The 13,506-nt window shown below is 66.9% G+C and carries 6 protein-coding genes; 3 read left to right on the top strand and 3 right to left on the bottom strand.

Annotated features, from left to right (window positions below; all coding sequences use genetic code 11):
* Window positions 1-73 precede the first annotated feature (73 nt).
* Entirely contained in the window at window positions 74-2,482 is a 2,409-nt protein-coding gene (locus tag PPZ50_RS00900; protein ID WP_272815644.1) for a ligase-associated DNA damage response DEXH box helicase, read from the bottom strand.
* A 149-nt stretch (window positions 2,483-2,631) separates the two neighbouring features.
* The gene (locus PPZ50_RS00895) at window positions 2,632-4,278 is read right to left on the bottom strand and encodes an alkaline phosphatase D family protein (protein ID WP_066691924.1); all 1,647 of its coding nucleotides are present in this window, start codon (window positions 4,276-4,278) and stop codon (window positions 2,632-2,634) included.
* A 123-nt stretch (window positions 4,279-4,401) separates the two neighbouring features.
* Here PPZ50_RS00895 and PPZ50_RS00890 point away from each other — a divergent pair, with 123 nt between their 5' ends.
* On the top strand, window positions 4,402-6,786 hold the full coding sequence (locus PPZ50_RS00890) for a TonB-dependent receptor (protein WP_066691921.1): 2,385 nt from the start codon (window positions 4,402-4,404) through the stop codon (window positions 6,784-6,786).
* A 161-nt stretch (window positions 6,787-6,947) separates the two neighbouring features.
* On the opposite strand, the gene PPZ50_RS00885 is transcribed toward PPZ50_RS00890, so the two are convergent.
* On the bottom strand, window positions 6,948-9,443 hold the full coding sequence (locus tag PPZ50_RS00885; RefSeq protein ID WP_066691918.1) for a TonB-dependent receptor domain-containing protein: 2,496 nt from the start codon (window positions 9,441-9,443) through the stop codon (window positions 6,948-6,950).
* Between the two features lie 292 nt (window positions 9,444-9,735).
* Here PPZ50_RS00885 and PPZ50_RS00880 point away from each other — a divergent pair, with 292 nt between their 5' ends.
* Window positions 9,736-12,468, top strand: a complete 2,733-nt coding sequence (locus PPZ50_RS00880) for a TonB-dependent receptor (RefSeq protein WP_066691915.1) — start codon at window positions 9,736-9,738, stop codon at window positions 12,466-12,468.
* Window positions 12,468-13,496, top strand: coding sequence for a phytase (locus PPZ50_RS00875; RefSeq protein ID WP_066691913.1), 1,029 nt, complete (start codon window positions 12,468-12,470; stop codon window positions 13,494-13,496). The genes PPZ50_RS00880 and PPZ50_RS00875 overlap by 1 nt, the downstream gene beginning before the upstream one ends.
* The last annotated feature ends 10 nt before the right edge of the window (window positions 13,497-13,506 follow it).

Raw genomic sequence — 13,506 nt, 5'->3', positions numbered from 1 at the left:
CGAAGCAAACGGGCGGGTAAGTGTCAGGGGCGGACAGGACGCTGGGGCAGAGGTAACTGCGAACCAGGAACCACTAATCCAGCGCCATCGCCTCCGCCGCCAGCGCCTCCGCCTCGACGAGCAGCGCGTCGTCGGCCGATCCCTGCGTCACGCGCTCGCGCCCGATCAGCACCAGCACCGGAACGGCAAGCGGGCTGACCCGGTCGAGCGTCACATGCCGAATGCGCGCCTGTGCCGTCTCCAGCAGTTTGGCCAGCCGCCCGACATCGGTCATCCGTGCGCGGGCGTCCTCCCATGCTGCCTGCAGCAGCAGGTGGCCGGGTTCGTATTTGCGCAACACGTCGTAGATCAGGTCGGTCGAGAAGGTGACCTGCTTGCCGGTCTTGCGCTTGCCCGGATGCTGGCGCTCGACGAGGCCACCGATCACCGCGACCTCGCGGAACGCGCGTTTGAGCAGCGCCGACCCCTGTACCCAGTCGACGAATTCATGTTCGAGAATGTCGGGCGAAAACAGCGCGGCGGGGTCGGTGATCGGTTCGAGGCAATAGCAGGCCAGCGCATAGTCGTTCGAGACGAAACCGATCGGGTTCAGCCCCATCGCCTCCATCCGCCGGGTGATCAGCATGCCGAGCGACTGGTGCGCATTCCATCCTTCGAAGCTGTAGGCGACCATATAGTGCCGCCCGTCATGCGGGAAGGTTTCGACCAGCAATTCGCCCGGACGCGGCAGGACCGAGCGGCGCGACTGGATTTCCAGCCATTCGCGCACATCGTCCGGAAAGCGCGACCATTCCGATGGATCGGCGAGGAAGCCGCGCACGCGGTCGGCGAGGTTGGTCGACAGCGCCATGCGCGTGCCGCCATATTTGGGGATGCGCGCGGGCTTGCTGCTGGCGCGGACGACGAGGTCGGTCAGCTCGATCTTCTCCACTTCCAGGCTCATGCCGGCGAAGAAGAAGGTGTCGCCCGGCGACAGGGTGGAGGCGAAATATTCCTCGACCGTGCCGAGCCGCCGGCCGTTCTTGAACCGCACGTCGAGCGTCGGGGCGTCGACGATGATCCCAGCGTTGAGGCGATGCTGCGCGATGAAGGCGGGCTTGGTGACGGTCCATAGCCCGTCGCTGCCCAGCCGCAGCCGTTTGAACCGGTCATAGGCTTTGAGCGCATAGCCGCCCTCGGCGATATAGTGCAGCACGCGGTCGAACGTGTCGGCGTCGAGCGCCGAATAGGGGAGCGCGCCCTGCACCTCCGCCAGCATGTCGGCGGCGGCGAAGGGTTCGGCGCAGGCGCAGCCCATCAGATGCTGGGCGAGGACGTCCAACGCGCCGGGGCGGAAGATTTCGTGGTCAAGTTCGCCGGCCTCGACTGCATCCAGTGCCGCCTGCGCCTCCAGAAATTCGAAGCGGTTGCCGGGCACCAGCAGCGCCTTCGACACCTCGTCGAGCCGGTGGTTGGCGCGGCCGATGCGCTGGAGCAGGCGCGACGACCCCTTGGGCGCGCCCATCTGGATCACGCAATCGACATCGCCCCAGTCGACGCCGAGGTCGAGGCTGGCGGTGGCGACCAGCGCGCGCAGGCGGCCGTCGGCCATCGCCGCCTCGACCTTGCGTCGCGCCTCGCGGTCGAGGCTGCCGTGATGGACGCCGATCGGCAGCTGCGCGTCGTTCGCCAGCCACAAATCCTGGAAGATCAGTTCGGCGAGGCTGCGGGTGTTGCAGAAGACGATGGTGGTACGGTGGCGCTCGATTTCGCGCATCACCTGTTGCGCAGCATAGCGGCCGGAATGGCCCGACCAGGGGATGCGGTCCTGCGGCAACAGGATGCGAATGTCAGGGTCGGCGCCCGGCTCCCCCTGCACCAGCGTCACCGCATCGATATCGCCATGGGGGGCAAGCCATGCGCGATAGCCGTCCGGGTCAGCGACCGTCGCCGACAGCGCGACGCGACGCAGGGTCGGAGCATGGCGTTGCAGGCGGGTGAGGCACAGCGCCAGCAGGTCGCCGCGCTTGTCGGTGGCGAAGGCATGCACTTCGTCGATGACGATCGTGCGCAGCGACGCGAACAATCGGTCGGCATCGGGATAGGACAGCAACAGGCTGAGCGATTCGGGCGTGGTCAGCAGGATATGTGGCGGTTTGCTGCGCTGGCGCGCCTTGCGGTCGGACGGGGTATCGCCGGTGCGCGTCTCGACGCGGATGGGGAGGTCCATCTCGGCGATCGGGGTCAGCAGGTTGCGCTGCACGTCGACCGCCAGCGCCTTCAGCGGCGAGATGTAGAGGGTGTGGAGGCCTTCGCTCGGGCGCTCGATCAGGTCGGTGAGCGTCGGCAAGAAGCCGGCGAGCGTCTTGCCGGCACCGGTCGCGGCGACGAGCAGCGCGTGGCGGCCGGCGCGGGCGACGTCGAGCATGTCGCGCTGGTGGCGGCGCGGGGACCAGCCGCGTGCGGCGAACCAGTCGGCAAGGGGGGCGGGGAGGTCGCGCACTTCGCCTGATGTAGGGTGGCGCGGGGCGGGTGCAACGCGGGCCACCTGCCGTATCCCCGCGCAGGCGGGGATCCAGAGCCGCGAACGTTTGCGTCTGTGGCCCTGAACCCCCGCCTGCGCGGGGGTACGGTGGCTTGGCTGGGTCGGCGCTACACCGCCACCATCGGCGCGGGCTTCCCCGCTGCCACCCGCCACCTTGCCGTCGTCTCCGTCACGAATTCCGGCGTCGTGACGCTCGACACGGTACGGAACTGCGCGTCGGCATGGGTCGGCGTCAGAGTGAGCAGCAGATAGCCCTTGCGGTCCTGATCGCAGTAGCGGACCTCCGGCGCCCCCTTTTCGATCACCTTGCCGAGGCCCGGCAGCAGCGAGCCATAGGACGGGCTGGAAATCGCGGTCGCGCCGAATTCGTTGGCGACCAGCCGTCCGCTATCGTCGTGCAGGTCGTTGGCCCAGCCGGCATGGCTGTCGCCCGACAGGACGATCGGCCGCGACTTCGCGCGGCGGAACGCGGCGTAGAGCCGTTCGCGGGCCGGGGGATAGCCGTCCCAGCTGTCGAAATTGAACGGCAGGCCGGCGCGATAGCTGCGCTGCGCGGCGGCGATGCGCGGGGCATAGGCGGCGGGCAGGCGGTTGAGCATCGCGGCATAGCCCTCCGCCCCCAGCTCCTTGATGAGGTCGGGACCGGGCACCTTGGCCATCACCACTTGGTTGCCGAGCAGCTGCCACGGGCGCTTGTCCCGCACCGAGCGGGCCAGTTCGCGTTCGACCCAATCCTGTTGGCCGCGTCCCAGCAGTTCGCGATCCGGGCGGGCGCGGACCGCCATCATCGCGGCATAATCTTCGGGTTCGATGCCGGCGCCCTTGGGCGCGGCCTGTTCCGAGCGGGCGAGCAGGCGGGTTTCGACCATGACGAGGGTCGTCAGGTCGCCGAAATCGAAGCTGCGGTTGATCGCGGCCCAGGGCTGGCCGGGCTTGGGATCGCGAATCGGCATCCATTCGAAATAGGCCTGCATCGCCGCCGCCTTGCGCGCCGCCCAGTCGCCTTCGGTAGAGGGGGTATGGTTCTCCGCGCCGCCGACCCAGGCGTCGTTGGCGCTTTCGTGATCGTCCCACACGCAGATGAAGGCGGCGCGGGCGTGCGCCGCCTGCATCGCCGGGTCGCGCTTCACCTGCGCGTGACGGGTGCGGTAGTCGGCGAGCGTCACGATCTCATGGGCCGGTTCGGGCAGCCGGTCGAGCTTGCGGCCGATGTCGGCACCATAGCCCTCCGCGCCATATTCATAGATGTAATCGCCCAGATGCAGCACCGCGTCGACGCGCGGTTCGGCGGCGATCGCGGTATAGGCGTGCCAATATCCGCCGGGATAGAGCTGGCACGACACCACCGCGAGCGCGATCTGCGGCGTGGCGCCGCGCGGCAGGGTGCGGAAGCGGCCCTTGGGCGAGGCGGCGCCGTCGGGCGCGGTGAACCAGTACCAATAGTCGGTGCCGGGTTTCAGGCCGGTCGCCTGCACCTTGGCAGTGAAGTCGCGCGCCGCCCGCGCGGTCGTGCGGCCGGAGGTAAGCGCCGGACCGTCGCTGCTCGCGGCGACATGCCAGTCGAGTGCGATGTCGCCGCTATCCGCCGCCGCCGGCGTCGCGCGGGTCCACAGGATCGCACCGTCCGCCGCCGGATCGCCGCTGGCGACGCCATGCACGAACGTCGCGGACGCGGCGGCATGGGCGATGCTCGGCAGGGTCAGCGCGGCGCTGCTGCCCATCAGGCGGAGGGCGTCGCGGCGGTTCAGGGTCATGGGGCAGGGCCTTTGTCGAAACGATATGGCCGGCTTCCTATGCAGCCTATGCGACAGGTCCGTGACGTCATCGACCTGTCATGCCGCCCCCCTAGAGGCGCGCCGTCAATAAGGGGATATTGCATGAAATCGTGTCTGCGTTCGACCGTCGCCCTGCTCGCGATCGGTTGTTCGACCACCGCCTTCGCCCAGGCCAATGTCCAGCCGCAGGGGGATGATGCGGACGAGATCGTCGTCACCGCGCAGAAGGTCGAGCAGCGGATCGAGGACGTGCCGGTGACCGTGACGGCAGTGACGGGGCAGAAGATGGCGGACCTCGGCGTGTCGACGCTGGCCGATGTCGCGCAATATATTCCGGGGCTGGTCGTGCAGGAGCAGAGCGCGAACAATCCGGGTTTCGTCATTCGCGGGATCACGTCGGATTCGGGATCGGCGCAGCAGGGCGCGCGGGTCACCTTCTATTATAACGGCGTCGACATCAGCCGGTCGCGCGGGGCGTATCAGGACCTGTTCGACCTCGAGCGGATCGAGGCGGTGAAGGGGCCGCAGGCGACATTGTTCGGCACGGCGGCCGCGGTCGGTGCGGTGTCGATCCTGTCGGCGAAACCCAAGTCCGGCTTCGCCGCCGACCTTGCCGCCTCCTATGGCAATTTCAACCGGACGCAGGTGTCGGGCATGGTCAATGCCGGCAATGACACGCTCGCCGCGCGCGTTGCCTTCGCGTACAAATATCGCGACGGCTATGTCCGCAACATCGCGGGCGATGCGAACGTGCCCAACCAGAATCAGGGGCGCGTCGATCAGGACGACCTGAACGGGCAGGATCAGCGCGGGGTGCGCGGATCGCTGCGCTGGACGCCGAGCGATGCGGTCACCGCCGACCTCGTGCTGACCTATGACGGCCAGCGCAATCCGGGCACCGCGTTCAAGAGCCGCGCCTTCGCGCCCACCGGCGGGCAGACCGGCGATTACGGAACTGCCGAACTGTCGGGGTCGCCCTATTCGTTGGAGGTACTAGGCAAGCGCAAGCTCGGCCTCGACCGCGACGTGTATGACGCCAACCTGACCGTGTCGGTCGATCTGGGGCGCGGCGTCACCTTCACCACGGTCAACGGCTATCGCCGGTTCAACAGCCTCGAGACGTTCGACGCCGATGGCGGCCCGGCCTGGTATCTGGAATTCGCCGAGGATGCGAAGGGCGACCAGTGGAGCCATGAAGGCCGCTTCAACTTCACCGGTGAGAAGGCACGGGCGTCGTTCGGGTGGAACGCCTTCTTCGAAAACGGCTATCAGCGCGTGCCGTTCTCGACCGAGGAAGGCACCTATCTCGCCTGTTCGGTGACCGCCGGCTATGCGCCGATTCGGGCTATCCTGAACCAAGCCGGCATCCCGACCGGTCCAAATTGCGTCGCGGCCAATGGCACGGTGCCCGGCGCGCGGGCGACGGCGGTGCTGTCGCGTGGGAGCCTGACCGAACTGCCCTATGCGGCGGAGTTCACCAATTTCGGCAATAACGACACCTATTCGATGTTCGCCGATGCGACCTGGATTCCGGTCCCTGCGCTCGAACTGACCGCCGGCGCGCGGGTGCTGATCGAGGATCGGCAGTCGGGCTATAGCTCGGTCCAACCCTTCTCGCGGCTGCTGGCAGGCGCCGGGGTGTTCACCAGCCTGCTCGGCACCGCCAATACGAACGGCGCGAAGTTCGAGGCGGAGCGCAGCTTCGCCGCCGTGCTGCCGCGCTTCAACGCGCTGTTCCGCCTGTCCGATGCGGTCAACCTCTACGCCACCGTCAGCAAGGGCCGCCGCTCGCCGGTAGTACAGCTGGCCGCGGCGCGCACCGGCAGCAGCGCGACGGCGGGCGTGATCCCCGCGCTCCAGATCGTGCCCGAGGAACTGGTGTGGAACTACGAAGGCGGCATCAAGGGCCGCGTCGGACCGTTCAGCGGTGCGGCGTCGGTGTTCTACCAGCGCTATGACGGGTTCCAGGTGTCGGTGACCGAGAACGGCGTGACCACGACGCGCTCTGCGGGCAAGGCGGACAATCTGGGCGTCGAGCTGGAGGGCAATCTGCGCCTTGGGCAGATGCTGTCGCTGTTCGGCACCTTCGCCTATCTCGATGGCGGGATCGGCGACGATGCCACCAACGGCGTGTTCGCGGGCAATCGCTTCCGCTTGCAGCCGGACATGACCGCTTCGGCCGGGGCGAACCTGCGGGTGCCGATCGGGTCGGCGACCTTCTATGCCGTGCCGAACATGACCTACCGGTCGAAGGTGTTCTTCGAACTGCCGAACCGCGAGGCCATCTCGACGCCGGGCTACACGCTGTTCAACCTGCGCGCCGGCGTGGAGCTGGGCGAGCGGTTCACCATTGGCGGCTTTGCGCGCAACCTGACGAACGAGCGCTACCTGATCGACGCGGGCAATACCGGCGGCGGCTTCGGTGTGCCGACCTATATCCGGGGCGAGCCGCGTTTCTATGGCGTGGAGCTAGGGGCGCGGTTTTAAGCCAGTCCACTCGTCACCCCGGACTTGATCCGGGGTTCCGCTTCTTTCCCACGCTAGAAGAAGAAGCGGGACCCCGGCTCAAGGCCGGGGTGACGATAGCGTTGAAACACAAAAAAACGCCGGTGCCACGGATCTCGGCACCGGCGTCAGTTTCAGGGAGGTCAGAAGCTGAAGCGCGCGGTCGCCGAGATGGTGCGGCCGTTGATCGAACGGGCGCGGACGATGCCGTTGGCCGGGATCGCGCCTTCTTCCGCTTCGGTCAGGCCGATCGTGTCGAACAGGTTGTTCGCGTTGACCGAGAACTGGACCTGCTCCGCCGGGCGGAACTGCACGAAGGCGTTGACCTGCGTATAGCCCGGCAGCTTCAGCTGGTTGCTGTCCTGCGCATAGCTCGACGTGGTGCCGATGACGTTGGCACCGAGCGTGAACCGGTCGACGTCGATCTGCGGCGTGGCCGAGAAGACGAACTCCGCCTGGCGGCGCGGGCGGTTGCCGACCGTGCCGGGGTTGACCGCGTCGCTGACGATCTTCGCATCGGTCCACGTGCCGCCGGCATTCAGGCTGAACGGACCGCGCTTGATGCTGCCCTCCAGCTCGATGCCATAGGCACGGTAGTTGCGGTCGAAGAAGCGCTGGGTCGTCGCCTCGAAATTCTGCTCCTCGGTCCGTGCCCAGAAGCCGGTGGCGTAGAAGGCAATGCCGTTCGCGCGGTACTTCATGCCGGCCTCGGCCTGGCGGACGATATCGACCGCCGCGTCGGCGTTGAGCAGGCCGCCGGTGGTGGTGCTGACGGCGGGTCCGAACAGGAGGCGGTCGGCATTGGCGCGCCCGCCACGGCTGTAGCGGCCGAACAGCGCGAGGTCGGGGCTGAGGCGATAGTTGGCGCCGAGCGAATAGGACCAGTAGTTGAAGTCGTAATCGACCGGCGCCGGGCTGCCCAGCGGGATGATCGCGACGCGGCGTTCGGCGTCCGCGATCACGCCGTCGCGGTTGATGTCGCGGGTGGTGATGCCGACGCGCCCGCCGCCCAGATCGGCGCCGGCCACGGTGCCCTTGGCCGATCCGAAGTCATAGCGGACCGACCCGTCGAGCGTCAGCGCGCCGCCCGACCAGTTGAGCGAGGCGAAGGGGGCGTTGGTGTCGTAGTTCAGGTCGTAGCTGCGACGGCAGCATCCGCCGAAATAGCTGGCGGCATAGCCGAACACGCCGTTCTGCGTGATCGAGGTGCCGACCGCGTTGCGGACGTTGACCAGCGCAGCATTGCCCCCGCCGACCACGTCGGACAGCAACGACGTCCACAGCCAGTCGGTGTCGATCGTCTGGCGCGACTTGTAGAAGCCGGCGGTGAGGCCGAGCGTCCCGCCACCCAGCGCAATGTCGTGGCTCAGGCGGAAATCGTTGGTGATGTTGTCGAGGCTGTTGAGCTTGGTGTCGAACACCACGATCTGCGCGAGCAGGCCGTTGCCGTTGAGCGTCGCCGGATTGGCGATCACGCGGCCGGCATTGGGGCCGGTGGCATAGCTGAGCGTCGAGCCGGCACCGGCCAGCGCGGTGGCGATGGTCGCCGCCGAATCCACATTCGCCGGGAAGTTCGAGATGAAGCGGCCGGAAATGTCCGAATAGCGGAAGCGGTTGGTGACGTTCCACCCCGCGGCCAGCTGGAACTGGGTTTCGAAGCCGACCGCCTTGACCAGCGGATGCTGGCCATCGCGGATGTCGTTGACGACGGGGTTGTTGTTGCCGTCCAGCGTCAGGTTGCGGGTGATGTTGGGCGAATGCAGCGTGTCGCGGTTGATCGAGAAGCCGGCGATCTCGCTGTATTTCGGATCGTCATTGGTGCCACTGACCCGGATCGGGTTGGGAAGATAGGCGATGGCGCGGTCGTCGAGATATTTGCCGTACAGCCGGACATAGCCGCCGGTGAATTCCTTGGTGACGTTCAGCTTGATCTGCCCGCCGCGATTGGCGTCATAGCCCGCCTCGCGCGGCCCTTCGCCGAAGCGGTAGAAGCCGCCGACATGGACGCGCAGCGTGTCGGACAGGTGCTTGCTGTACGAAAAGTCGGTGCGGAAATCGCGATAGTCGATGCCGGTCGCCCCCTGGATCACGCCGCCTTCGCGCTCGCCGGTGTCGGAGATCATGTTGATCACGCCGCCGGGCGAGTTCGACGCGAAGGTCGAGGCGGAGCCGCCGCGAATGGCCTCGACCCGGGCGACGTTCAGGTCGGCGCGCAGGAAGATGTCGGCATTGCCGAAGGTGATGTCGCCATATTCGAGGATGGGGAGGCCGTCTTCCTGCAGCTGCAGGAACTTCGACCCGCCCGAGGCGACCGGCAGGCCGCGCACCGCGATATTGGCATTGCCTTCGCCGCCCGAGCTTTCCGAACGGACGCCGGGGATGTTGCGGAACAGTTCGGCGACCGAGCGCGGTGCGTTTGTCTGGAGCGCTTCCTGGCCCAGCGAGCTGACCGAGACCGAGCTGTCGAGCCGGTTCTGGCCGCGCGCGACGCCAGTGACGATGATGTCGGCATCATCGGCGGGGGCGGTATCGTCGGCGGGCTGGGCGGTATCGGTCGCGGGCACATCGGCGGTCTGCGCCAGCACGGGCAGCGGCAGCGCAAGGGCGGTCGACGCGAGCAGAATATGGAACGCCTTCATGGTCCCCTCCTTGGGAAATGGTCCGGCGATTACCGGTTCACGAATCGCAAATAATCGGCATTGCAAACGATTGCAACGTTCTGGTTCATAGCTATTGCAAAGGATTGCATAACTTGTTGCACCAGAGCCACACTGCTGGTCGCGAGGGGTGGCGTCATCGTTCGGTCATGGCCGCGTAACCGGTCTGCCATGCGGGCGCGGCAGGGGCTCGGCCCGGAGGGAAGCTGGGGCGCTTCCAGGGGAACAAGAACACATGGTTGCTGATTTTGCGCGGTCCTCGCAGGGCCTTTTCATGCGTGCACTGCTGAGCGGTGCGGCGTTCCTGCCGACAGCGGCGCTCGCCGGGCCGACCGAAGAGGTGCCGGTAGCGGTCGATCCGAGCCCCGCCGATGACGAGGGCCAGGAGATCGTCGTACGCGGCAGCCGCCCGATCGCCGAATCCGAAGCCGCCGCGCTGGAAATCCAGCGCAACAGCCCGGCGCTCGTGTCGGTCATCGCCTCCGACGCGGTCGGTCGCCTGCCCGACCAGAATATCGCCCAGGCGATCAGCCGCCTGCCCGGCGTCGCCGTCGAGCGTGACCAGGGCCAAGCGCGCTACGTCAACCTGCGCGGCGCTCCCAAGAAATGGACCACGCTGTCGTTCGACGGCGTCAACGTCGTCAGCCCCGAAGGCCGCGCCGCCCGCTTCGATTCGATTCCCTCGGCGATCGCCAAGCAAATCATCGTGCGCAAGGCGGTGACCCCGGACATGGTCGGCGAGACGATTTCGGGCAATATCGACATTATCACCCGTTCGGGGTTCGATCAGGACGGTTTTCATGTCGCGGGCAAGGCCGGCTATGGTCTGGTCGAGCTGGGCGACCGGCGCGAGTTCGAAGGGTCGCTGGTCGTGTCCGACCGGTTCGACACCGGCATCGGCGAATTCGCCGTGTCGTCCTCGGCCAGCCTGTATCGGCGCGGCATGGTGACCGACAATTTTGAAACCGATTGGGAAACGGTCGAGCAGGACCGCCGTCCCGGCGCCGCCGACCGCATCTGGGCCCGCGAGACCGAGAACAAGCTCTACCGCCTCGTCCGCAAGAATTATGCGCTGTCGACCCGGCTCGACTGGAAGCCCGCGCCTGGCCACCGCATCTATGCCGAGACGATCTATTCGGCGTTCCAGGACGACGAACAGCGCAACAACTATATCTTCGACCTCGACGATCAGCAGTCGCGCGTGCCGATCGGCACCGCCGCGTGCACCGTCAACGCGACGCCGCCGGCCGGCACCACCGGCTATGCCGATATCTGCACCGGGAACACCCCGCTGCGCGGCACCGTCTATGGCATCGACCTGAATTCCAACTTCACCGTGCGCGCCTACAAGCAGTCGGTGTTCACCAACACGCTGGGCGGCGACCATGATCTCGACACGTGGCGCGTGTCGTGGCGGGCCAACTATACCCGGTCGATCGACGACCGGACGCAGCCGGCGCAGCTGAACTATGACAGCCCGTCCTTCGGCACCAACGGCGCCAATGCCGCCAACCGGCTGACCGTCGCCTATGACCTGACCGATCCGCAACTGGCGCGCGTGCAGCTCTATCGCACGATCCGCAACGCCAACGGCACCTTCGCCCGCGGCGACCGGGTGACCGCGATCGAGGATTTCCCGCGCTCGCTTGCCCGCCTGCGCTCGCTGATCGCCGCCGACACCACCGACGCCTATACCGCGCGGCTCGACCTCAGCCATGACGTCGACGGGCTGCTGGGCGAACGGACGACCTTCGCGGTCGGTGTCCGCTTCGACGACCGGACCAAGTCGGTCGACGAACGGCTGCTCGAACTCAACAGCGCGGCGCAGTTCACCGCCGCCGGCATCCCGACCAATTACGGCCAGATCGCGATCCCCGGCGGGTTCCAGGGCGAAATCCCGCTCGGCTATACCTTCCAATATTTCGGCAAGGGCCAGATCCTCGATCTGGTCGACCGCGCGAAGACGATCGGAACCTATCGCGATCAGTTCGCCAACCTCTATGACGTCAACGAGCGCATCTATTCGGCCTATGCGATGGCGACGGTCACGACCGGCTGGGGCAATGTCATCGGCGGGGCGCGGGTCGAACATATCCGCAACCGCTCGTCGGCGTTCGTCAACGGCAACGCCGCCACGCCGCTGACCATCGATCGCGACATCACGTTGGTCTATCCCAGCCTGCACCTGAACTACGACGTCAACGACCGGATGAAGGCGCGGCTGTCGTTCAACACCGGCGCGGCGCGGCCGGATTACGATCAGCTGGCCCCCAACCTGTCGTTCAACGATGCGAACCTGACGATCTCGGGCGGCAATCCCGACGCGAAGCCCGAAAAGGCGATGGGCGTCGACGCCTATGTCGAATATTATGTGGCACCCGCCGGCTTCCTGTCGTTCGGTGCCTATTACAAGCGGCTGCGCGACGTGCTGTTCGACACGACCCGCACCTTCAACAGCGACGTGCTGAACGCGAACGGGGTCGACCGGTCGCAATATCTCTATTCGGCGATCGCCAATGGCGGGACCGGGTCGATCATCGGCATCGAAGGCGCGATCCAGCAGCAGCTCGACCCGTTCGTCGCCGATCTCGGCCTGCCCGACTGGATGGGCGGGTTCGGCGTGCAGCTGAACGCGACGCTCAACCGCAGCCGTGCCGAAACGCCGGACGGCGGCCGGGTACAGCTGCCCGGCGCGTCGGACGCTGTGTACAATATCGGCGCCTATTACGAGAAATACGGCTTCTCGGCGCGGGTCCAGTATCAGAACCGTTCGCGCTGGCTCGACGATCTGGGCAGCACGGCCGATGGCGGCGACTTCTATTGGGCGAAGGACGACGAACTCGACGCGTCGCTGCGCTATGCGGTCAATCGCAACGTCGAACTGTTCGGCAATTTCAGCAACCTGCTGAACGGTCCGGGTCGCCGCTATGTCCGTGAGACGCGCTACACGATCGAGCGGGAATCGTTCGGCCGCCGCTATCAGGCGGGCGTGCGGGTGAACTTCTGATGCGGCGTTTGGCTCTGGTTGCAGCGTTGCTCGGCGGGTGTGCGGTGACGCCCCCGCCGGCAGCGACCACCGCTGCCGTACCGGTCGTGCCGGCGGCCGCGGAGACCGATCCGGTCGATACCGCCGCCGATGCCGCCGACGATCCTTCCATCTGGCGTAACCGGCGCAATCCGGCGGCCAGCCTGGTGATCGGCACCGACAAGAAGGCCGGCATCCATGTGTACGACCTGTCGGGCAGGCGGCTGAGCTTCACGCCCGCCGCGCGGCTCAACAATGTCGACCTGCGCGAGATCGACGGCCGGGTGATCGCGGCGGCAAGCGACCGGGCGGACGAGACGCAGGCGCATGTCGCGCTGTTCACGCTCGACACGGTGGCGAAGAAGCTGGTGCCGCTGGGGCGCTATCCGGTCGGAACGGGTGAAGCCTATGGCATGTGCCTGTGGACCCGCAAGGCCGACAAGGCGCTGTTCGGCTTCGTCGTCATGAAGGACGGGCGGATCGATCAGGTGTCGATCGATCTGGCCGGCGCGACGCCGGTAGCGCGCACGGTACGGTCGATGAAGGTCGGGACGCAGGCGGAAGGCTGCGTGGTCGATGACCGGACCGGCCTGCTGTATGTCGCCGAAGAGGATGTCGGGCTGTGGCGCTTCGCCGCCGATCCCGCCGCTCCGGTCGACGGCACCGCGATCGCCAGGGTCGACGCTGCCACCCTGGTCGCCGATGCCGAAGGGCTGGCACTGGCCCCGGCCGGCCGGACCGGCGGCTATCTGGTGGTCAGCAGCCAGGGCGACAATGCCTATACGCTCTACCGTCTGCCGGACGTCACCTATGCCGGGCGCTTCCGCATCGGCGGCGGGGCGATCGACGGGACCAGCGAAACCGACGGGATCGATCTGATCCTCGGCGATTTCGGGCCGAAATTCCCCAAGGGGCTGATGGTCGCACAGGACGGCGACAACGCGCCGGAGACGCAGAATTTCAAGTACGTCTCATGGACCGATGTGATGAAGGCGCTGCGGCTTCGATAAGCCATCAGTA

The sequence above is a fragment of the Sphingomonas hankookensis genome, assembly GCF_028551275.1.
GTDB lineage: Bacteria > Pseudomonadota > Alphaproteobacteria > Sphingomonadales > Sphingomonadaceae > Sphingomonas > Sphingomonas hankookensis_A.
This window is presented reverse-complemented; position numbering and strand designations above follow the sequence as displayed.